Origin of the sequence: Rhizobium sp. WW22 (assembly GCF_047041135.1) — a bacterium.
Classification (GTDB): Bacteria; Pseudomonadota; Alphaproteobacteria; order Rhizobiales; family Rhizobiaceae; genus Rhizobium.
Map to the genome: position 1 here is coordinate 1,188,472 of NZ_CP178198.1, position 21,139 is coordinate 1,209,610.

At 59.2% G+C, this 21,139-nt stretch carries 19 protein-coding genes; 16 read left to right on the top strand and 3 right to left on the bottom strand.

Annotated elements, in window-relative coordinates:
- Positions 1-287: 287 nt before the first annotated feature.
- The 3 genes from ACK83U_RS05975 (at position 288) to exoR (ending at position 3,032) form a co-directional block, all read left to right on the top strand.
- Complete coding sequence (locus ACK83U_RS05975) at positions 288-1,547, top strand: OmpP1/FadL family transporter (protein ID WP_112610133.1); 1,260 nt, start codon at positions 288-290, stop codon at positions 1,545-1,547.
- A 359-nt stretch (positions 1,548-1,906) separates the two neighbouring features.
- Positions 1,907-2,236: a hypothetical protein gene (locus ACK83U_RS05980; RefSeq protein WP_162708078.1), complete on the top strand. Its 330-nt coding sequence runs from the start codon at positions 1,907-1,909 to the stop codon at positions 2,234-2,236.
- A complete protein-coding gene (exoR, locus tag ACK83U_RS05985) occupies positions 2,229-3,032 on the top strand; it encodes an exopolysaccharide production regulator ExoR (protein ID WP_112338273.1) in 804 nt (267 codons plus the stop codon). Before ACK83U_RS05980 ends, exoR begins: the two co-directional genes overlap by 8 nt.
- Positions 3,033-3,095: 63 nt before the next feature.
- On the opposite strand, the gene xth is transcribed toward exoR, so the two are convergent.
- Together xth and erpA are read right to left on the bottom strand one after the other, a co-directional pair.
- Positions 3,096-3,887 carry an exodeoxyribonuclease III gene (gene xth, locus ACK83U_RS05990; RefSeq protein ID WP_112610135.1) on the bottom strand — a complete coding sequence of 264 codons (792 nt, stop codon included), beginning with the start codon at positions 3,885-3,887 and terminating at the stop codon, positions 3,096-3,098.
- Between the two features lie 129 nt (positions 3,888-4,016).
- Positions 4,017-4,349, bottom strand: coding sequence for an iron-sulfur cluster insertion protein ErpA (gene erpA, locus ACK83U_RS05995; protein ID WP_112610137.1), 333 nt, complete (start codon positions 4,347-4,349; stop codon positions 4,017-4,019).
- Between the two features lie 307 nt (positions 4,350-4,656).
- Between erpA and ACK83U_RS06000 the strand changes: the two genes are divergently transcribed.
- The 13 genes from ACK83U_RS06000 (at position 4,657) to ACK83U_RS06060 (ending at position 19,979) form a co-directional block, all read left to right on the top strand.
- The gene (locus tag ACK83U_RS06000; RefSeq protein WP_112610139.1) at positions 4,657-5,874 is read left to right on the top strand and encodes a deoxyguanosinetriphosphate triphosphohydrolase; all 1,218 of its coding nucleotides are present in this window, start codon (positions 4,657-4,659) and stop codon (positions 5,872-5,874) included.
- Between the two features lie 55 nt (positions 5,875-5,929).
- The gene (argS, locus tag ACK83U_RS06005) at positions 5,930-7,690 is read left to right on the top strand and encodes an arginine--tRNA ligase (protein WP_112610335.1); all 1,761 of its coding nucleotides are present in this window, start codon (positions 5,930-5,932) and stop codon (positions 7,688-7,690) included.
- A gap of 61 nt (positions 7,691-7,751) precedes the next feature.
- On the top strand, positions 7,752-10,502 hold the full coding sequence (locus ACK83U_RS06010) for an SPOR domain-containing protein (protein ID WP_112610141.1): 2,751 nt from the start codon (positions 7,752-7,754) through the stop codon (positions 10,500-10,502).
- A gap of 124 nt (positions 10,503-10,626) precedes the next feature.
- Complete coding sequence (gene nagZ, locus ACK83U_RS06015; protein ID WP_112610143.1) at positions 10,627-11,640, top strand: beta-N-acetylhexosaminidase; 1,014 nt, start codon at positions 10,627-10,629, stop codon at positions 11,638-11,640.
- 74 nt (positions 11,641-11,714) lie between these two features.
- Positions 11,715-12,512 carry a segregation and condensation protein A gene (locus tag ACK83U_RS06020; protein WP_112610337.1) on the top strand — a complete coding sequence of 266 codons (798 nt, stop codon included), beginning with the start codon at positions 11,715-11,717 and terminating at the stop codon, positions 12,510-12,512.
- A gap of 81 nt (positions 12,513-12,593) precedes the next feature.
- Positions 12,594-13,241, top strand: a complete 648-nt coding sequence (scpB, locus tag ACK83U_RS06025) for an SMC-Scp complex subunit ScpB (protein ID WP_210290309.1) — start codon at positions 12,594-12,596, stop codon at positions 13,239-13,241.
- Positions 13,242-13,488: 247 nt separating this feature from the next.
- Complete coding sequence (locus ACK83U_RS06030; protein ID WP_015339687.1) at positions 13,489-13,695, top strand: twin-arginine translocase TatA/TatE family subunit; 207 nt, start codon at positions 13,489-13,491, stop codon at positions 13,693-13,695.
- Between the two features lie 54 nt (positions 13,696-13,749).
- Positions 13,750-14,472 carry a Sec-independent protein translocase protein TatB gene (tatB, locus tag ACK83U_RS06035; protein WP_112610147.1) on the top strand — a complete coding sequence of 241 codons (723 nt, stop codon included), beginning with the start codon at positions 13,750-13,752 and terminating at the stop codon, positions 14,470-14,472.
- On the top strand, positions 14,469-15,296 hold the full coding sequence (gene tatC, locus ACK83U_RS06040) for a twin-arginine translocase subunit TatC (RefSeq protein WP_015339689.1): 828 nt from the start codon (positions 14,469-14,471) through the stop codon (positions 15,294-15,296). The genes tatB and tatC overlap by 4 nt, the downstream gene beginning before the upstream one ends.
- 99 nt (positions 15,297-15,395) lie before the next feature.
- Positions 15,396-16,679: a serine--tRNA ligase gene (gene serS, locus ACK83U_RS06045; protein ID WP_112415163.1), complete on the top strand. Its 1,284-nt coding sequence runs from the start codon at positions 15,396-15,398 to the stop codon at positions 16,677-16,679.
- 15 nt (positions 16,680-16,694) lie between these two features.
- Positions 16,695-17,459 (top strand): 5'/3'-nucleotidase SurE, encoded by a 765-nt coding sequence (surE, locus tag ACK83U_RS06050; RefSeq protein ID WP_112610149.1) that lies wholly within the window; start codon positions 16,695-16,697, stop codon positions 17,457-17,459.
- A gap of 4 nt (positions 17,460-17,463) precedes the next feature.
- Entirely contained in the window at positions 17,464-18,117 is a 654-nt protein-coding gene (locus ACK83U_RS06055) for a protein-L-isoaspartate(D-aspartate) O-methyltransferase (RefSeq protein WP_112610151.1), read from the top strand.
- A gap of 170 nt (positions 18,118-18,287) precedes the next feature.
- Positions 18,288-19,979, top strand: a complete 1,692-nt coding sequence (locus ACK83U_RS06060; RefSeq protein WP_112610153.1) for a LysM peptidoglycan-binding domain-containing M23 family metallopeptidase — start codon at positions 18,288-18,290, stop codon at positions 19,977-19,979.
- 82 nt (positions 19,980-20,061) lie between these two features.
- Here ACK83U_RS06060 and ACK83U_RS06065 read toward each other — a convergent pair whose 3' ends face one another.
- Positions 20,062-20,934: a DUF815 domain-containing protein gene (locus ACK83U_RS06065; RefSeq protein WP_112610339.1), complete on the bottom strand. Its 873-nt coding sequence runs from the start codon at positions 20,932-20,934 to the stop codon at positions 20,062-20,064.
- Between the last annotated feature and the right edge of the window lie 205 nt (positions 20,935-21,139).

A 21,139-nucleotide genomic window follows, 5' to 3' on the forward strand; every position in this document is an offset into this window, starting at 1 on the left:
ACAGGCGAAACAGACTACCCCTGAAGCTGTTGGACGCGCTCGAAAAGCAAAACTGTTGTCATATTGTAACAGAATTGTTGCGGTGAAGAATGAGAATCTATCAGGGGCCGAAAATGCTATTTCGAAAGAAAAAATTACCTACACTGATAGATTTTCAGAGGCGGGGTTCGCTTTCTTACGTAAATCAATCAATCTCTTACATGACCTGTGCTCTTATGCGCCACATTGCCAATTCACGCGATCATCGCAACAATCAAGCCACTGAATGCACATGTGGGGGAGATACAATGGCATTTTCTGTTGCGCTGAGGAGCGCACTTACACTCGTTATTAGCTCGTCTTTCGCCAGTGCTGCCTTCGCGGGCGGCCTTGATCGTGGCGGCTATGATATTGATTTGCTTTTCGACAAAGGCCGTTATGCATTCGAGTCAGGCGTTACTTACGTCATGCCCGACCGTAAACTGAAGAATGCCAAGGACATCAATCCGGCCGACGGCAATCTCAATAACCGTAACCGTTCGACGGATGCGGCGGAAAATTACGCCATTCCCTATGCCGCCTTCAAGATCGGCATCACCGATGATCTCGACTGCATGGCCGACTATTCGCAGCCTTTCGGCGGGCACCTCAACGAAGGTGCAAATTGGGCTGGCGCCAATAACGAAACCGAAGTCAAGGTTCGCACGAACAACTATTCGGCCACCTGCTCGTACAAGTTCGATGCGGGTCCGGGGCAACTGCGTCTGATCGGCGGCGGTTTCTATCAGGAAGTCAGCGGCTACAAGTCGCGCCTCGTCTACGCCACTCCGGCTCCGATTTCTGCCGTTTACAACGGCATGGGTTCGCTTGACATCGACGGTCACGGCTGGGGCTGGCGCGCCGGTATCGCCTACGAAATTCCGGAATATGCCTTCCGTACGAGCCTCGTTTACAATAGCCGGGTCAAATACGACAATCTGAAGGGTAGCGTCGACCTGACCGAAGTACCGCCGCCTGTCGTCCCAGGCTTTGGTGGCAAGGTAACCTCTGTTTTCGGCTCGGCCGATGCTCCCGACTCCCTGGAGTGGAAGGTACAGACTGGCATCGCGCCGGACTGGCTCGCCTTCGGCTCAGTCAAATGGACGAACTGGAGCGTCCTGCAAAGCATCGCGCTGTGCCCGAGCTCCACGCGCAGCATATCCTGCAGGGCCAATGGCCCCACCGAGCTCACCTCGCTTGACTTGCTGTACAAGGATGGCTGGACGATCACAGGCGGTGTCGGGCACAAGTTCAACGACAAGTGGAGCGGTGCCGTCAGTCTGACCTGGGATCGCGGCGCGAGCGACGGCTATGGCATGAACTCCGATACGTGGACCCTCGGCGCAGGTGTGGCCTACAAGCCGACCGAGCATGTTCAGTTCAATTTTGGCGGCGCTCTCGGCCTCATGACATCAGGCAAGTCCGGACCGGTCACGCGTGGCGGTGTCGTCTATGGCAACGATGCGACCTACAGCTTCGGCAATGACTTGGTCGCCGCTCTTCAGACATCGGTGAAAGTCAGCTTCTGATGACAAGCCGCTGAATTGAAGGAGCCTAACGACAGTTCCTTCACTTTATTATCGACGTCGCGAGCTCTCACGGGTTTCGCGACGTTTTTTATTGGATCGGGAAAAGTGGAGCGTAAACCGGGTCTTCTGCCTGATTTATGGTTAAAGAAATCTCAAGTCCGATAAAATTTTTGTGACGAATTAGCAACACTCTATTTCAAGACATTGCAGCCACGTGATGAGATTACAATTTGTCCATTTCCCGCCACAAATGGGGAGCAGCGATTACGCAGGCATAGGGGCAAGCCTTATAGAAAGTGCGTAAGCGGTTGATGGGTGAACTTCCACTTTGGCATAAGCAAAAATCGGGGATCGGAGCCATGATGCTTCCGACGCGGGGGAAAAATCGTTGTCTGCCAAGGGAAATCGTCAACCGGACGATCTTTGATTTCCATTATCGGAAGACGATTGCGAACGCTGCTTTAGCGGCGGGACGTGATCGCGGCCGGACAAATGCTGGTTTGGACATAATTGCAAGCTATGCTCGCAAATGTGGCAAACAGCATCGGTTGGACGCCACAGGAGCCGCCCTCTCGAAGGGCGATCCAGTCTCGTGCGCCATCAGGGAAAACATTCGTGAAACTGGCGGCGTTTGTGCAAGCGCCGTAACAGGTCCGAATGGAGCGAAAGAAATCGACTGTTATGTTTAAGTCCGAGTTCATATCAGCGAGAGTTATGATGCTCAGCCTGTCTCTTGCCACTGCGGTGGTGCTGGCAGGGCAAGCCAAAGCATTCGACATCAATGCCGGCGTCACCAAGGAATCGGGTCCGTTCGATCTCTTCAAATTCGGCTTCAAAGCCTATAAGAACGGGCAGAAGGAAGAGGCGGTCGAAGCCTATCGGTATGCCGCCGAAAAGGGTCATACCGGCTCCCGCTGGGCCTTGGCCAACATGTATGCCGATGGCGATGGCGTGACGCAGAACGATTTCGAAGCTTTCAAGATCTATAGCGAGATCGCCCAGCAGGGCGTGGAGCCAGGTTCGGAAGACACCGGTTTCTTCATCAACGCGCTGCTGGCGCTTGCGAGCTACTACAAAAGCGGCATTCCCAATAGCCCCGTAAAGATCGACCTTAATCAGTCCCGCCAGCTTTATTTCCAGGTGGCATCCACCTTCGGCGTGCCGGAGGCGCAGTTCCAGCTGGCGCAGATGATGCTATCAGGCGAGGGCGGCGCCACCAACGTTCAGCAGGCCAAGAAATGGCTGAACCAGGCGCGCAAGAGCGGCCATCCGGGCGCCATGGCCGTTTTTGGCAATCTCCTGTTCCAGGAGGGGCAATCCATTCGCGGTCTGGCCTTCATGACGGCGGCACTCGACAAGTGCAAGCCGAAGGACTGTAGCTGGATGGAAGACATGCAGGAGCAGGCCTTCTCCATCGCCAATGAGAACGACCGTCGCGTGGCCGTTTCCATGGCTCACCAGCTCGATGTCGCAGGCCCCGATTGATTGGCATTACATCGGGCTTCCGTCCGGAAGAGACGGGTAACTTTTCCCGATCGGGATTGAAGCTTAACTGCTGAAATCCAGGTGAGCGACAACGGGGACGTGGTCGGAAGGTTTTTCCCAGGCGCGCACATGCTTCTCGATTGCCGTTCCGGTGAGGCGATCGGCTGCCTCTGGTGACAGCATCAGGTGGTCGATGCGGATACCGTTGTTTTTTGGCCAGGCGCCGGCCTGGTAATCCCAGAATGAGTAAAGCTTGATCGCGTCCGTCGTCGCACGTACGGCATCGGTAAAGCCGAGATGTTCGAGCTGGCGGAAAGCTTGACGCGTCTGCGGCAGGAAGAGTGCATCGCTCTCCCAGACCTTGGGGTCGAAACAATCATGCGGCTCGGGGATGACGTTGTAGTCTCCAGCGAGTATCAGGGGCTCTTCAAGGGCCAGGCGCTCCAGGGCGAATTTGCGCAGGCGCTCCATCCAGGCGAGCTTGTAGGGGTATTTTTCCGTATCGATCGGATTGCCGTTCGGCAAATAGAGGCAGCAGATCCGCAAGGCGCCGTGCCCTTCGACGGAGAAGACCGCCTCGATAAAGCGGGCCTGTTCGTCGCTGTCGTCACCTGGCAAGCCGCGCGTCACCTCATCCGGCTTGGTTTTCGAGAGAATCGCAACGCCGTTGAAGCCCTTTTGCCCATGCGTTTCGACGTGATAGCCAAGCGCTTCGATCTCCAGCCGCGGAAAGCCTTCATCGACGGTCTTGATCTCCTGCAGGCAGACGATGTCCGGGTTCGAGTCCTTCAGCCACTGGCAGAGGTTCTCGATACGAGCTTTGACGCCGTTGATGTTCCAGGTGGCGATTTTCATGGGCGGCTCATTCCTTTGCTTCGCCCTGTTGTATCCGCAGCCGGTCGGCTTGACTACAGCCCATATGAAAGCCGGCCCGAAGCGAAGGCTCCTGGCCGGTCATCAAACTGTGGAAAAGCTGAGCGAGGATCAGATGGCAAAACTTGTGCCGCAGCCGCAACTTGCGACCGCATTCGGATTCTTGATCTGAAAGGATTGGCCGAGAAGATTGTCGACGAAATCGATCTCCGAGCCTGCCATATAGACCAGCGACAGCTGATCGATCAGGACGGTCGCATTGTTCTTTTCGACAATGATGTCGTCAGCTTCGGGGCCTTCGACGAGATCGAATTTATAGGAAAAACCCGAACAGCCGCCGCCTTCGACAGCGACGCGAAGAGCGCGCTTTCCGGCATCCGCGTCGACGATAGCAGCGATTCGCTTGGCCGCGGCATCCGATAGGGTAACACTTGTCTCAGTCATATCTTCCTCCTGCCGGGGTCAAGATCCGGAGAGAACCATTAAGCCGTCGAACTTTCAAACGGCTGATATTCGTAGCCTTTAACATGAAAGTCAGGCCGGCGACAGCTATGGTTTCCTGGTTGAGCCAGACGCCATTTTGCTGTTTTCTTGTCTATAGGTATGAAGGCCGCAAAGCGGCGTCAATGGCCGGGATGTAGGAAGAGCGGACATATGTCCGCATTGCCGGGCACGGGCAGGGATCGATTGCAGAGAAACGACTGTCGCGCTGATGGCGGTGCGGGAGCCAAATGCCGGAAATGGATTGATAATGACGATTGATACGCATGCACTGGGTTTCGGGTACGGGGAAAAGGCAGTCTATGCAACGAATCCCTGGGAATCGCGCGGACGGCTCTACGAAGAAGGATCGAGCCCGACACGTTCTGAATTCCAGCGCGACCGCGACCGGATCGTCCATGCGACCGCCTTTCGGCGGTTGAAGCATAAGACACAGGTCTTCATCGCTCAGGATGGCGACCACTACCGCACTCGATTGACACACACGATCGAGGTTGCCCAGATTGCCCGCGCCCTGGCGCGAGCCCTGAAGCTGGATGAGGATCTGGCGGAGGGTGTGGCGCTTGTCCACGATTTCGGCCACACGCCTTTCGGTCATACGGGCGAGGATGCACTGCATGAGGTACTGCTGCCCTATGGCGGCTTCGATCACAACGCCCAATCCCTGCGCATCGTCACCAAGCTTGAGCGCCGTTATGCTGATTTTGACGGGCTCAACCTCACCTGGGAAACGCTTGAGGGACTGGTGAAGCACAATGGACCGTTGATGACGCCTGACGGCAAGGGCATTCGCGGTCCGGTGCCGCGGCCGATCCTCGATTATTGCGAGATCCACGATCTCGAAATCGCCTCCTATGCCAGCCTTGAAGCGCAGGTCGCCGCGATCGCGGATGACATCGCCTACAATACGCACGACATCGATGACGGCTTGCGCTCCGGCTATTTGACCTTCGACATGCTGGAGGAGGTGCCGTTTCTTGCCGGGCTGATGACCGAGGTGAGGGCACGTTATCCGCATCTGGAGGCGAGCCGCTTCACGAACGAAATCATGCGCCGGCAGATCACCCGCATGGTGGAGGATGTGATCGCCGTTTCGCAGCAGGCGCTCGCTGAAATCAAGCCCCGCAACGTGGCCGACATTCGGGCTGCCGGGCGGATCATCGCGACCTTCTCGCCCGAGATGGCCGAAACCGACAAGCTGATCAAACAGATGCTGTTCAAGCGCATCTACCGTCATCCCGACATCATGCGCATCCGTGCCGGCGCGGCGCAGATCGTCACGGACCTTTTCCGCGCCTATATGGAAAATCCCAGGGAGATGCAGAGCCATTACTGGGTCGATCATATTGCCGGGTTGGCGATCGCCCCCAAGGCAAGGCATGTCGGCGACTATCTCGCCGGCATGACGGACACCTACGCCATCAGCGCCCACAAGCGCCTGTTTGACCAGACTCCCGATTTGCGGTAGGCAGCGGCGGCGTCGGGCCGATAGCGGCTCGCGAAGCTAATGCGTGGACGATATGATGAACCTTTTCACCGACTTCGAACTAAGAATTAAGAACGCTCTCGAACAAATTGATATTGTGCGGGAAAAGCGATCTGAGCTCGACTTCGGACGTATCGGCGTAGAGCCGCCGCGCGATGCCACTCACGGCGATGTCGCCACCAATGCGGCCATGGTTCTGTCCAAGCCGCTCGGCACGAATCCGCGTGCGCTTGCCGAAATCATCGTCGCCAAGCTGAAGGAAGATGCTGATGTCGCCGAGGTTTCGGTGGCCGGCCCCGGCTTCATCAATCTCCGTCTTTCGGTCGGCTATTGGCAGCGGCTGCTGTCCACGATGATCGCGGAAGGCGAAAAGTTCGGCCGTTCCAAGCTCGGCGAGGGGCAGACGGTCAATGTCGAATATGTTTCGGCCAACCCGACCGGGCCGATGCATGTCGGCCACTGCCGCGGCGCCGTCGTCGGCGATGCGCTGGCAAACCTGCTGGCCTTCTCCGGCTATGAGGTCACAAAGGAATATTACATCAACGATGCCGGCTCGCAGATCGACGTGCTCGCACGCTCCGTCTTTATTCGCTATCGCGAGGCGCTGGGCGAGCAGGTCGGCGAGATACCCCCGGGCCTTTATCCCGGTGATTATCTCGTTCCGGTCGGTGAAGCGCTCGCCAAGGAATTCGGCACCAAGCTACGCGGCATGCCGGAAGAGCAGTGGCTTCCGATCGTCAAGGACCGCGCCATCGACGCTATGATGGCGATGATCAGGGAAGACCTGGAGGCGCTGAACGTCCATCACGACGTATTCTTCTCCGAGCGCACCCTGCATGCCAATGGTGCGGCGCTGATCCGCACCGCGATCAATGATCTGACGTTCAAGGGCTATGTCTACAAGGGCGCGCTGCCGCCGCCGAAGGGGCAGTTGCCGGAAGACTGGGAAGATCGCGAACAGACGCTCTTCCGCTCGACGGAAGTGGGTGACGATATCGACCGCCCGCTGATCAAGTCTGATGGTTCCTACACTTACTTTGCCGCCGACGTTGCTTACTTCAAGAATAAGTTCGACCGCGGCTTCAACGAGATGATCTACATCCTCGGCGCGGACCATGGCGGCTACGTCAAGCGGCTGGAGGCGGTGGCCCGCGGCATTTCTGATGGTGCTGCGAAGCTGACGGTGCTTCTATGCCAGCTCGTCAAACTGTATCGAAATGGCGAACCGGTGAAGATGTCGAAGCGCTCGGGCGATTTCGTCACCCTGCGCGAAGTTGTCGATGAGGTCGGCCGCGATTCGGTGCGCTTCATGATGCTTTACCGGAAGAATTCCGAGCCACTGGACTTCGATTTTGCCAAGGTCACCGAGCAATCGAAGGACAATCCGGTCTTCTACGTGCAGTATGCTCATGCCCGCTGCATGTCGGTCTTCCGTCAGGCCAGGGAAGCCTTCCCGGATCTCGATATAGCCTCGCTGGATCTGTCGAAAGCTGTCGTCGGCGCGATCTCTGATCCTACTGAATTGCAGTTGGTTGCGAAGATTGCGGAATTCCCGCGAATCATCGAAGCTGCAGCTCAGTCTCAAGAGCCGCATCGCATCGCTTTTTATCTTTACGATTTGGCCAGTTCCTTCCACGGACACTGGAATAAAGGTAAAGATTTACCGGAATTACGTTTTGTTAACGATAAGAACCGAGAATTGAGCATTGCCAGACTTGGGCTGGTGTACGCTGTCGCGTCGGTTTTGAAGTCGGGTCTTGGTATAACCGGGACCGCTGCACCGGACGAAATGCGATAAACGTCACCATTTACCCACATTACGCTGGCATCAGTTGAAGCGTTTTCGAGTGGAACGGGTGATGGCAGAAAAACAGTTCGCGTATCGCGCAAGCGGAAACGACAAGTTCTTTGCGGATGATGATCCGCTTGCGGAACTTGCTCGTATCGTAGGTTTCGAGCCGCGCCCCGCTGCTCAGGAGAATGCTCCGGTTCAACGGCAGGACCCTGCCTTCAACCTCGAAGACGAGCTTCTTCGCGAATTCGAGCGGTACGATACGCCGCGAATGAGTCCGGCAAATGACATTTCGGCTCCGGCGGAGCAGATGTCGCCGCCGAGCCATGAGCAGGCCGCTCTTCCAGCTGAGCCGGTACAGGCTGAGCCCAAGTTTGAAGAGCCGAAGTTCGAAGAGCCTGTGCCGCAGCCGGTGGCTCCCATCAAGCCGACGATCGGTGCTCGCGATCTGATCGACGAGCTCGAAATGTCGATTGCGCCGGTTTTGCAGCCGGCGCAAAAGCCCGTGTCCGTCGAGCCGCAACCGGCTGCTCCGGTGCTGAAGCCGACGCCGCAATCCGCTGCCGCCACCATAAGGCTGCCGCTTGCCAACTTTACGCTGGCAACCCCGGCTGCCCCGCGTGAGCAATTCACGCCGGCTGCTGTTCCCTCACCGAAGGCCGCTTCCGACGAAGCGCTGTTCGATAGCGCCGTCGATTTCGAGGCGTTCGGCCCTGTGGAGCCTGCGCGCGCGCCGGAACCAGTCGCTCAGCCCGCCATATCCCAGCCGGCTCCGGCCGTCTTTCATGCGCCCGAGCCGCCAAAGGTGGTCAAGGCCGATCCGGCCGCACTTTCGGCTGAGATCGATGCCCTCCTGGCTGATGTGAATCGCTATCCGGTTCCATCCAAGACCGATGCGCCGGTTGCTAAGGAAGAGCCAGCTTTCGAAGATTTCAGCGCCTCCTTCTCGGAGCTTGCAGAACTGCCGGTCGCTCCGGCCCCTGTAGCACAGCGCGAAGAGGCAAAGCCAATTACCTTCGGTGCGGAAGATCCCTTCACCGATCAGGACTTCGAATTCGATCTGGCCGATATCGAGATGGAACTTGCTGGTCTCGATTTCGCTGAGGCCGATAAGTCTTCTGCCGCACGGCAGTCGGCTGCCGCCGCTCCGATGGCGGAGCCGGCCCTTTCCCGTGCAACGCCCGTTGCGCCTGCGCCTGCTGCTCCGGTATTTGCCGCCGCAGCGCCCCGGCCCGTGCAACCTATCCAAACGTCTGCCGCAAATGCTGCGCCTGCAGCGACTATGGCCGCGCCGATATTCGAAGCCGATCAGCCACTGCCGTTTGATCCGACGGAAATCGCCGAGACGGAGGAGCGTGTCGAAACCTTCGAGGGTTCCCATGTTCCGCATCTGCCGGCAATCGAGCCGGAGGAGCCGATCGCGGTGCCGTCGGAATTTGATTTCGATCTCGATTCGGAAATGGCGAGCCTGCTCGGTACTCCGGCCAAGGAAGCAGCACCTGAGCCGATCAAGCCGGCTATTGCCGCCGCACTTGGTGGCGCCGCTACCGCCGCTTCCTGGTCGAAGAATGCTGCTGCCCAGCCTGCCGTGCCCGTCGCAAAGCAGCCGATCGAAGAGTTCGACGAGTTCGAGCGTGCACTGGAAGAGGACTTCCGCCGCAGCTATCGCGAAGCCGCGACGCCTGTCGAGAATGTCGCCAGGATGACGCTGAACCCTGCGGCCAACCGTCGCCCGGTTCGCTCTGTTCGTGGAATGGTGACGACTGCCGCTGTCATCGTGGTTCTTGGCGTCGGTGCTTACGGCGCCTACAGCTGGATCCGTCACGGCGCGCCGATCTCCAGCTTCTCGGGTGAGCCGCGCGTGATTGCAGCCGACAGCGATCCGGTAAAGGTCGCTCCGGAAAATCCAGGCGGCACCGTCGTTCCGAATCAGGACAAGGCCGTCTACGACCGCGTTGCCGGCGACAGCACAGCGGCACCGAAGCAGAAGGAGCTTGTCTCCTCCAACGAGCAGCCTGTCGATGTCGTCCAGAAGACGCTGATTCCCGAAGCCGTATCTCCGGATGACGGAAGCGGCGATCAGGTCACGCCGACGCCGGTCGGTGAAACCGAAGATCCACGCCTGCTGCCGAACCAGAATGGCGGCAACACCAATGTCGCCGCCAACAACGACGAACAGGTGCCGTCGGTCTCGCCGCGCAAGGTGCGCACGATGATCGTCAAGGCGGATGGTTCACTGGTGCCGCGCGACGAGCCGGTTGCCGATACGACGACTGCAGCCGCCAAGCCGGCAAACAATCCGGTCGCATCCACCAATTCGCGCCCGTCTCCAGCAAATGCCCCGACGGCAGCTCAGTCGGATAATACGGATGCCGCTAGCGCGGAGAGCACGCCGATCCGCGTCGTCAAGACGAACCCGGTTCCGACGGCACGTCCGGAGCCTGCCGCCAAGGCGAATACGGCTGCTCCGGCCCAGGAAGCCCACGCTCAAGCTCAGCCCAAGGCCCAGCCGAAGCAGGTCGCATCTGCTAGCCCGGCGACTGCAACTCCGGCTGCCACCTCCGCTGCAAGTGGCGGCGCTTACGGTGTGCAGATCGCATCCCTGCCGACCGAGGCCGACGCGCAGAAGTCGCAGGCAAACCTCAAGGTCAAATTCGCCAGCGTCATCGGCAACCATCCTCTGGAGATTCGCAAGGCCGATATCGCCGGCAAGGGCACATATTATCGCGTCCGCGTCGTCGCCGGCTCGAAGGATGATGCCGCTGCCATCTGCACGCGCTATCGCGCCGCCGGCGGCACCTGCCTGATTTCGAAGTAAAATCAGATACGAAACTTGGAAAACGGCGAGCATCGGCTCGCCGTTTTTATTTGGAGCGCGCTGTTCCTGTGCATCTCCGCTTGACGTCACTCGCATTTCCCGGCGCAAGCCTTATGATTCGGATATGACCGAATCGAAATCCATGATCCTCGGCTGTAGCGGCCACACCATCACCCCCGAAGAGCGATCCTTTTATCAGGGGGAGCAGCCCTGGGGCTTTATCCTGTTCGGACGCAATATCTCCGAGCCGGCGCAGATCGCCGATCTCGTTGCGTCCCTGCGCGACAGCGTCGGGCGCGAAGCACCGGTTTTCATCGATCAGGAAGGCGGCAGGGTGCAGCGCATCCGTCCGCCGATCCTCCAACATTATCCCTCGGGGCAGGCACTCGGCGATATCTATCGCCAGGACCGCGAACGAGGCCTGCGTGCCGCATGGCTGATGTCGCGGCTCCACGCCTTCGATTTGCTGAAGTTTGGCATCAATGTCGATTGCTTGCCGGTGCTGGACGTGCCTGTGGAGGGATCGAGCAACGTCATCGGTAATCGCGCCTATGGCTCCGATCCGGTGACGGTGACGGAGATGGGGCGTGCTGCCGCGGAAGGTCTGAAAGCCGGCGGCGTGCTGCCCGTTATGAAGCATATGCCCGGCCATGGCCGCGGCTTTGCCGATTCGCATCATGAATTGCCTGTTGTTTCGGTTCCGCGCGCGGAGCTGGAGGCGCACGATTTCGCGCCTTTCGTGGCTCTCAAGGATGAGCTGATGGCGATGACCTGCCATGTCGTCTTCACCGATATCGATCCGGAGAACCCGGCCACGACATCGCGCAAGGTGAACGAGGAGATTATCCGCGGCTATATCGGTTTCAAGGGGCTACTCCTGTCGGACGATACCTCGATGAATGCGCTGAAGGGCACGATTGGCGAGCGCGCAGCAAATATTGTTGCGGGCGGATGCGATATCGTGCTGCATTGCAATGGTGTCATGGACGAGATGCAGCAGGTGGTTCGCAATGTTCCCGCGCTGGCGGGTGCGTCGCTGGCAAGGGCCAAGGCGGTCGAAGCGGCTTTCGGCAGGAATGATGGTGCCGATGAAGCCTCTATTCGGGCGGAATTCGACGCGATCTTCGCCGTAGCGTAAAACCGGACTTCTAGGAACGGACGGGTGACAGAGTGAGCGGCAGCACGGACAAGCTTCAGCAGGCGGCAACGCCGATGGACAAGCTCTGGCAGGAAGGCGAGGCGCAGCGCGGCTCGCACGAACCGTCGCTTGTTGTCGATCTTGCCGGCTTTGAAGGACCGCTCGATCTTCTGCTGCATCTCGCGCGCACCCAGAAAGTCGACCTTTCCCGAATCTCCGTTCTGGCGCTTGCCGAGCAATATCTTCAGTTCATCGACAGCGCCCGGCGCATCCGTATAGAGCTTGCGGCCGATTATCTCGTCATGGCCGCATGGCTCGCCTATTTGAAATCTAAGCTGCTCATCCCGCAGCAGAGCAAGGAAGACGGGCCGACGGGCCAGGAGATGGCGGCAACGCTTGCCTTCCGCCTGAAGCGCCTTGAGGCCATGCGTGATGCCGCAACCGATCTCGTCAATCGCAACCGCCTCGGCCGCGATATCTTCGCGCGTGGCGCGCCGGAGCATATTCCGGATCGCCGCCAATCAGCCTTCGATGCCAGCCTTTATGATCTCCTGACCGCCTATGCCAGCCTGCGTCAGCGCCAGGCCGTGACCCAGGTGACGATCGAGAAGCGCCGTGTCTGGTCGCTCGCCGATGCCCGCGTCATCCTTGACCGCATGATCGGCGAAATTACCGATTGGACAGCCCTGGAGCATTATCTGCTGAGCTATATGACGACTTCAAGCGAACGGGCGACGGCGATCGCCAGCGCCTTTGCAGCTTCGCTCGAACTGGTGCGCGAGGGGCAGCTCGAAATTCGTCAGGAAGGCGCGTTTCAGCCGCTTTACATGCGGCGCGGGCCGAAGCATTCGTCACTGGAAGCAGCTGAATAGGGCAGGGAACGCGTGACGAAACCGGACGACGAACAGCAGCATGTTGGGCACGAGGCGGAGACGCCCGATGCGGACGATCGTCTGCTGAGCGAGGCCGAGCGCATCGCCGAAGCGTTGGTTTTTGCCTCGGCGCAGCCGGTTTCCGAAGCTTTCATTGCCGAGCGCGTGGCGCGTGGCATCGATATTGCAGCCATTATGCAGAAGCTCAAGGCCGATTACGCGATGCGTGGCGTCAATCTCGTGCAGGTGGATGGCGCCTGGGCCTTCCGTACGGCCGCAGATCTCTCCTTCGTGATCCGGCGCGATGAAAGTGAGGTACGCAAGCTGTCCCGTGCTGCGCTGGAAGTGCTGGCCATTATCGCCTACCACCAGCCCGTCACGCGTGCCGAGATCGAAGATATCAGGGGCGTGCAGACCTCCAAGGGTACGCTCGACGTGCTAATGGAAGCCGGCTGGGTCCGCTTCCGTGGTCGTCGTCGCACGCCCGGACGGCCGGTGACGCTCGGCACGACGCGCGATTTCCTCGATCATTTCGGCCTGGAAGAGCTGCGGGATCTGCCTGGTCTCGAAGAGTTGAGGGGGGCAGGGCTGCTCTCGGGCCGTATCCCGGCCAATTTCAACATTCCCTCGCCATTGATGAGTGATGAGCTCACCGAGGATGAAGATCCGATCACGCAGCTGGATCTGGAGGAACTCGGCATCCTGCCACCGAGCGGCTCAAGCGATTGAACCATCGGCCTGTTCCTGAAAGGCGGCCGCAATCGCATCGGCAGAATTTTCGCGAAACGGAGCGTCAGGTCTCTCTTTCGCCATCAGCGGGTGCGAATATGACAATCATCCTCTCGGCTTGGAGACGTTCGGTCGCCCGCATCGGCGTTCGCTATCCCGATATGCGTGGATGTACTACATTTTCGTGTTTGAAAAACATCCGCAAACGTCTTACATCGAAAAGACACTGTAATTGGGAGTTAAAGCAATGGGTTCTCTAAGCATATGGCACTGGCTGATTGTCCTGGCCATCGCGCTGTTGTTGTTCGGCCGTGGAAAGATTCCGGAGCTGATGGGTGATGTCGCCAAGGGCATCAAGAGCTTCAAGAAGGGCATGAACGACGACGAGGATACGTCGACATCCGCGACGACGACGTCCCGTACGGTCGAGCACAAGGCTGACGAAACGAAGTAATCATGTCGGGCAGGCGCAAGCTGAAAGGCTTGCCGTTAGCCCAGGAGCCTTTGCATGTTCGATATAGGCTGGTCCGAGCTTGTGGTTATTGGCGTCGTGGCTTTGGTGGTGATTGGCCCCAAGGAGTTGCCGTCGACATTGCGGACCATCGGTAAGATGACGGCGCGGGCCAGGAAGGTCGCTGGCGACTTTCGTGCCCAGTTTGATGAAGCCATGCGCGAGGCGGATCTGGACGATGTCCGCCAGACGATTGCCGACGCCCAGAAGCTCAATCCGGTCAACTCACTGCGGGAAGCCATGAACCCGCTGCGTGAAATGGGCAATGAGATAAAGGCCGATCTGCAGCGTGCGGCGACGCCGGACAAAGCAGCTCCGACCGCGACGCCATTGCCGTCTGAGCCGGTTCCTGGTGTCACGTCCGGCCTGCCGGAAGCTCTTGCGGCCTTATCTCCGACGTCTGCCGCTTCGAGCAACCCGTCGCCGGCGGCTGCCGAGACAGTGGCCGCAATCGTTCCGCAGCCGATTGCCGCTGCAAGCGAACCCGCCGAGAAGCCAAAGGCCGTGCGTAAGCCGCGCTCGAAGGCTGTCGCCAAGTTCGACGAGGTCGCAGCCGCTGCCGTTCAGACACCGATCGTGACGGAAAAACCAAAGCGAGCCCCGCGCAAGGTCGCGACCGCTGCTGCCGTAGAGAAAGCGCCTCCAGCTCCCAGGAAGCGTGCGGCTGCCACAGCGAGCAAGGCCACGCCTAAAACGCCCAAGAAGAAGGACCAGGCATGACGGGTGACATCGACGATAAGCCGCAGCCGCTTATCGAACACCTTATGGAATTGCGCACGCGGCTGATCTGGTCGCTCGTTGCGTTCTTCGTTGCCTTCATCGGATGTTTCGCTGTGGCGAAGCATCTCTTCAATTATCTGGTCTATCCATACAAATGGGCCGTCGAATGGGCTCATCTCGATCTCGCGAAGTCCGAGCTGATCTACACCGCGCCGCAGGAATTCTTCTTCACGCAGGTGAAGGTCGCAATGTTTGGCGCCTTGGTGATCTCATTCCCGATCATCGCCGCGCAGATCTACAAGTTCGTGGCGCCGGGTCTCTATAAGAACGAACGTTCCGCCTTCTTGCCGTTCCTGATCGCGTCGCCGATCCTGTTCCTCATGGGCGCTGCACTTGTCTACTTCTTCTTCACGCCCATGGTCATGTGGTTCTTCCTGAAGATGCAGCAGGCGCCAGCCGAAGGTCAGGTGGGCATCGCGCTGTTGCCGAAGGTCTCGGAATATCTGAGCCTCATCATGACGCTGGTCTTTTCGTTCGGCCTCGTCTTCCAGCTTCCCGTCATCACGACGCTGCTTGCGCGCGTCGGCCTGCTGACGTCGGCCTGGCTCGCGGAAAAGCGCAAGTTCGCCATCGTTTTCGCCTTTATCGTCGCCGCCGTGCTGACACCGCCAGATCCGATGTCCCAGATCGGCCTTGCACTGCCGACGATCCTTCTCTACGAGATTTCCATCTATGCGGCGAGACTCGTAGAACGCCAGCGTAGCCGGCAAACGCTTGAAGAGAGTGGCGGGACTTCCGAGATCACCAAGACGGACGACGTCTAGGCGAGGAAGGTTCAGCCTCGTTCCCCAGCTATTGCCGTTTCGACCTCCGACCGAGACCTCGGTCGGAGCTATACTTATGTCAAACGACCTGGAACGAAGATGCTTGATATCAGATGGATTCGTGAGAATGCCGAAGCTTTCGATGCAGCGCTTGCAAAGCGCGGTGCGGAGCCTCAGTCGCAAAGCCTCATAGCGCTCGATGAGAAGCGCCGCTCCGTCGTCCAGTCCGTCCAGGACATGCAGTCCCGCCGCAACGCCGCGTCCAAGGAAATCGGCGCGGCGATGGCGCAGAAGAACAGCGAGCTTGCCGAAAAGCTGAAGGCGGAAGTTGCCGACCTCAAAGTTTCGCTTCCGGCTGCGGAAGAAGAAGAGCGCACGCTGACGGCCGAGCTCAATGATGCGCTGTCGCGCATTCCGAACATCCCGCTCGAGGACGTGCCCGTCGGCAAGGACGAGCACGACAATGTCGTCAAGCATCTCTGGGGCTCCAAGCCCACATGGAACCATCAGCCGAAAGAGCACTTCGAAATCGGTGAAGCGCTCGGCTACATGGATTTCGAGCGTGCAGCAAAACTGTCAGGCTCGCGCTTTACGGTGCTGACCGCGCAGCTTGCTCGTCTTGAGCGCGCGCTTGGCCAGTTCATGCTTGATCTCCACACCAGCGAGCATGGCTATACCGAAGTCAGCGCACCGCTGATGGTACGCGACGAGGCGATGTTCGGAACAGGTCAGCTGCCGAAATTTTCCGAGGATTCCTTCAGGACCACGGACGGTCGTTGGCTGATCCCGACGGCGGAGGTTTCGCTGACCAATCTCGTTTCCGGCGAGATCCTTGATCAAGAGAAGCTGCCACTGCGCTTCACGGCTCTGACGCCATCCTTTCGCTCGGAAGCAGGCTCTGCCGGCCGCGACACGCGCGGCATGCTGCGCCAGCATCAGTTCTGGAAGTGCGAGCTCGTGTCGATCACCGATGCGGAAAGCTCCGTTGCCGAACATGAGCGGATGACGGCTTGCGCGGAAGAGGTGCTAAAGCGCCTCGGTCTGCATTATCGCGTCATGACACTCTCGACCGGCGATATGGGCTTTGGCGCACGCAAGACCTACGATCTTGAGGTCTGGCTGCCGGGGCAGGATACCTATCGCGAGATTTCGTCCTGCTCGGTCTGTGGAGATTTCCAGGCGCGGCGCATGAACGCCCGCTACCGCGGCAAGGACGATAAGAACACCAAATTCGTTCACACGCTGAACGGTTCTGGCACTGCAGTCGGTCGCTGCCTCATCGCGGTGCTTGAGAATTATCTCAACGCCGACGGCTCGGTCACTGTCCCGGACGCACTCCTGCCATATATGGGTGGTCTGAAGAGGATCGAAAAAGCAGCATAATCGGGTGGTGTGGCGATGCGTATTCTTCTGACCAATGATGACGGCATTCATGCCGAAGGTCTGGCGGCGTTGGAGCGTATCGCCCGCACTCTGTCCGACGATGTCTGGGTTGTCGCGCCCGAGACGGATCAGAGCGGACTTGCCCACTCATTGAGCCTTTCCGAGCCGTTGCGCATGCGCAAGGTTTCCGAGAAGCATTATGCACTCAGGGGAACGCCGACCGACTGCGTCATCATGGCAATCCGCCAGGTGATGGACATCAAGCCGGATCTCGTGCTTTCGGGCGTGAATTCCGGCTCCAATGTCGCCGACGACGTCACCTATTCCGGCACCATAGCCGGTGCCATCGAGGGCACCCTGCAAGGCGTTCGTTCCTTTGCGCTGAGCCAAGCCTATCTCTATGAAAATGGCTCCCGCGTTGTGCCCTGGGATGTCGCCGAAACGCATGCGCCTGCTTTGCTCAACAAGCTGATGACTGTCGATTTGCCTGATGGGACGTTCCTCAATCTGAACTTTCCGAACTGTCGCCCCGACGAGGTCCATGGCGTGGAGGTGACCGCACAAGGCAATCTTGCCTTCAACGTGCAGGTCGAGGAGCGGGCCGACGGCCGCGGATTCCCATATTATTGGCTTCGCTTCGGCGAGCGAAACGGTATCTTCCGTCCGGGCACTGATATTCAGGCGTTGAAACAAAATCGTATTTCGGTAACGCCTTTGAAACTCGATTTGACGGATTATTCGGCGCAGGACCGCGTGGCGCGGGCGCTCGGTATGGAGTAGCGGATTGACACCTCGTTTGGTGGAAAAGGAAGGCTTTGCGGCCGTGGTGTTGCGGCTGCGGGCAGAGGGCATATTGGATATCGATCTGATGACGGCGGTCGAGCAGACACCGCGCATGCCTTTCGTGCCGATGCAGTTTGCCGATGATGCCTATTCCGGCCGGACGATTCCAATCGATTGCGGTGCCTTCATGGAAGGCATCGATTTGGTAGTGCGTATTCTTCACAGCCTGAAGATCAAGCCTGGCCACCGCGTGCTCGAAATTGGTACGGGCAGCGGCTTCACCGCTGCCGTCATGGGGCGGATCGTCGAGCGCGTGCTGACGGTCGATCGCTACAAGACGCTGACGACATCGGCGCAGCAGCGCATGGATGCGCTCGGCCTGCGTAATGTCATCATCCGCCAGGCGGACGGCAGCGCCGGTTTGCCGGGCGAGGGCACGTTCGACCGCATTCTGGTCACTGCCGCCTTTACCACGATGCCGCGCTTCTATGCAGAACAGCTGGTGTCCGGCGGCTCGATGATAGCCCCGCTTATCGTCGATGAGCATACGTGTCGTCTGGTGCGCCTGACGAAGACGGGAAGCCGATTCGAGCGCGAAGAATTATTCGACGTTCCCTACCAGCCCATCGTTCCCATGCTCGCCTCCTATCTTTGAGGCTCAAATCGGGCTGACGCCCCTATGGAAGCGGGCGATTGGCGCCGTTTCATTTTCTATGGTTATCAATTCCTCAAAAAAACACATGCTGCACCAGTGCTTTAACCGCATGGTAAGATTAACGCGCTTTAATTGACCCATAATCGGTTGCGTCTTAAGTGGGTCGAGTCATGGGTTTCAGTCTTTCTTCAAACGTCAGCAAATCGGCAGGGAAAGTCCTGGTGGCCGTTCTTCTGGCGAGCACTGCCACAGCTTGCAGTTCGGACACGACCCGCTTCAGCGGTCTTTTCAACAAGACGGACAATGTAACGACCGGCTCGATCAACCGGCGCGGCCTCAATGGTCCGAATGGTGATCCGGTGCCCCGCGCCGACGTTGCTCAGGCTGGCGGTTACGGCCAGCAGGATTATTCGCAGCAGAGCGCGCCGATGTCGCAACCATACCCGAATTCTCCGGCTCGCTATAACCCATCCTATTCCAGCGCACGGGCTTCGACCGCTCCTGTCGCAATTCAGCGCGCCGATCTCGCTCCTCCCGGCGCTTCCGCCAATCCCGGTCGTCCTCGTGCGGTATCGCAGGGACAAGCCGAAGCTCTCGCGCAGCCGTTCCCCTCGTCGCGTGGCAATGGATCCCGTGCCACACCGGCGCTTGCTCCCGACACGATGTCTACCGGCACGATCAAGGCGGCCGCCGCGCAGCAGATGTCTCCCGGCTGGACTACGGTCAATGCCCCGAGCGTGACGCTGCATCAGGGTGAAAACATTGCGCTGCTGTCGCGCCGCTATGGCGTTCCGGAAAAGGAGATCCTGCGCGCGAATGGCCTGCGCAATGGCGCCGCGGCGCAGCCAGGCCAGCAGATCATCATCCCGACGATGAATGGGGCAGGTGTCTCAGGTCCGGCAAAGATGGCCGCTGAAGCGACCGATCTTTCCACGGGCGGCAAGATGCCCGGTCCGGCCAAGGCGCCGCAGCAGGAAGCGCTTGCGCTGCCTTCCGGCAACCAAATGCGCGGCAAGTCCCAGGCTGGCCTTGCCGATCCCAATAAGCTCGCCGCCGGCAATGGCAAGGGGTCAACGCCGAAGGGCACTTACGTCGTCAAGCCAGGTGACTCGCTGGCGAGAATTGCCAAAGAAAGCGGCGTGAGCGTCGCCGAACTGAAGCGTGCGAACAACATGCAGGCCGGCGACAGTATTCGCATCGGTCAGGCACTCGCGTTGCCGCACGGTGGTGTCGCTGCCGCAGATCCGGTCAAGACCGCTTCGATCGAGCCGCAGAAGGCATCGGTCAAGCCGGGCGCACTGCCTGTAGAGCCGAAGCAGGCCGCCGTCGACCCGATCGGCAAGCAGGCGCCCAAGGCGGTTGCCCATGCCGATGCGGCAGCTGATGCCCCTGCCAAGCCGAAGGAAGTTGCCTCCGCTTCGCCGAGCCAGTCCATCAATGATGCCGCAAAGTCGGATGCGCAGGCCGATGCGCCTGAGGCGACCGGTATCGGCAAGTATCGCTGGCCAGTTCGCGGCGCTGTCGTCGCCGGCTATGGCGCCAACGTCAACGGCAGCCGCAACGATGGCATCGACATCTCCGTTCCGGAGGGCACGCCGATCAAGGCTGCCGAAAACGGTGTCGTCATCTACGCCGGCAACGGCCTGAAAGAACTCGGCAACACCGTCCTCGTCCGCCACGACGACGGCACGGTAACGGTCTATGGCCACGCGGACGCGCTTAGCGTCGCTCGCGGCCAGAAGGTCCAGCGCGGTCAGACGCTCGCCACGTCAGGCATGAGCGGCAATGTCAGCCAGCCGCAGCTGCACTTCGAAGTCCGCAAGAATTCGGCCCCGGTCAACCCAATGACGTTCCTTGAATAGGTAGTGCGTCTCAAGGACTCTGCAAAAAGCCCGGTCAATGCCGGGCTTTTTGTCGTTTATGGCGATGTTGATCGCTTGAGGATCAATCACGCTCCAGCACGATGCGCAGCCGGCCGGCCAGATCCTGGATATATTGCCAGGCGACGCGACCGGAACGGGCGCCGCGGGTCGTCGCCCACTCCAGGGCTTCGTGATGCATTTGGGCGCGATCAAGATCGAGCTTGAAGTGATCGGCATAGGCATCGATCATCTGTAGATAGTCTTCCTGGCTGCATTTATGAAAGCCGAGCCAGAGGCCGAAGCGATCGGAGAGCGAAACCTTTTCCTCGACGGCTTCCGAAGGATTGATGGCGGTCGACTGTTCGTTTTCCATCATATGACGCGGCAGCAGGTGGCGGCGGTTGGATGTCGCATAGAACAGCACATTATCAGGCCGTCCCTCGACGCCGCCGTCCAAAGCCGCCTTCAGCGACTTATAGGCAGTGTCGTCATGATCGAAGGAGAGATCGTCGCAGAAGATGATGATGCGATGCGGCGTTGCCTTCAGGATATCGAGCAGCACTGGCAGCGAGGAAATATCCTCGCGATGGACTTCAATCAGCTTCAGTGAAACGCCGGTCGCCCGACGCACGTCTTCATGCACTGCTTTGACGAGCGAGGATTTGCCCATGCCGCGCGCGCCCCAGAGCAGCACGTTGTTGGCCGCGAAACCTTCCGCGAAACGCAGCGTATTTTCGTGCAGAATATCGCGCACGTGATCGACGCCACGGATGAGGGTGAGCGCCACACGGTTCGGCCGTGGTACCGGCTGCAGATAGAGTCGGGCAGGGACCCAGACGAAGCAGTCGGCGGCATTCCAGTCATTGACGGCCGGGGCCGGTCCGGCCAGGCGTTCGACAGCGTCGGCAAGGCGACGCACTTCGGCAAGGATCAGGGCGTTTTGGTCTTCAGTCACCGTTTCCTCCTGAATATTGAACAAGAAAGTCGTAAAATGCGCGCGCTGTCTTGCCGGGTATCATGCTCTTTTGGGGGCTGAAAGGCTAACAGACCGGGAAAACGGTACGGTTGACGGCTGTTTTTGTTGCATTCGCCATGCGCGTAACTATATTCCGGCCACCTGACGCGGGGCCTTGCTCCCGCTAGGAGTTCAAGGGAGTTCT

Coding starts and splice junctions, on each gene's coding strand:
- serS (WP_112415163.1), top strand. CDS start 15,396: ATGCTTGATATCAGATGGATTCGTGAGAATGCCGAAGCTTTCGATGCA.
- tatC (WP_015339689.1), top strand. CDS start 14,469: ATGACGGGTGACATCGACGATAAGCCGCAGCCGCTTATCGAACACCTT.
- ACK83U_RS06020 (WP_112610337.1), top strand. CDS start 11,715: ATGGACAAGCTCTGGCAGGAAGGCGAGGCGCAGCGCGGCTCGCACGAA.
- erpA (WP_112610137.1), bottom strand. CDS start 4,349: ATGACTGAGACAAGTGTTACCCTATCGGATGCCGCGGCCAAGCGAATC.
- nagZ (WP_112610143.1), top strand. CDS start 10,627: ATGACCGAATCGAAATCCATGATCCTCGGCTGTAGCGGCCACACCATC.
- exoR (WP_112338273.1), top strand. CDS start 2,229: ATGTTTAAGTCCGAGTTCATATCAGCGAGAGTTATGATGCTCAGCCTG.
- ACK83U_RS06000 (WP_112610139.1), top strand. CDS start 4,657: ATGACGATTGATACGCATGCACTGGGTTTCGGGTACGGGGAAAAGGCA.
- ACK83U_RS06030 (WP_015339687.1), top strand. CDS start 13,489: ATGGGTTCTCTAAGCATATGGCACTGGCTGATTGTCCTGGCCATCGCG.
- surE (WP_112610149.1), top strand. CDS start 16,695: ATGCGTATTCTTCTGACCAATGATGACGGCATTCATGCCGAAGGTCTG.
- ACK83U_RS06010 (WP_112610141.1), top strand. CDS start 7,752: ATGGCAGAAAAACAGTTCGCGTATCGCGCAAGCGGAAACGACAAGTTC.
- tatB (WP_112610147.1), top strand. CDS start 13,750: ATGTTCGATATAGGCTGGTCCGAGCTTGTGGTTATTGGCGTCGTGGCT.
- ACK83U_RS05980 (WP_162708078.1), top strand. CDS start 1,907: ATGATGCTTCCGACGCGGGGGAAAAATCGTTGTCTGCCAAGGGAAATC.
- argS (WP_112610335.1), top strand. CDS start 5,930: ATGAACCTTTTCACCGACTTCGAACTAAGAATTAAGAACGCTCTCGAA.
- xth (WP_112610135.1), bottom strand. CDS start 3,887: ATGAAAATCGCCACCTGGAACATCAACGGCGTCAAAGCTCGTATCGAG.
- ACK83U_RS05975 (WP_112610133.1), top strand. CDS start 288: ATGGCATTTTCTGTTGCGCTGAGGAGCGCACTTACACTCGTTATTAGC.
- ACK83U_RS06060 (WP_112610153.1), top strand. CDS start 18,288: ATGGGTTTCAGTCTTTCTTCAAACGTCAGCAAATCGGCAGGGAAAGTC.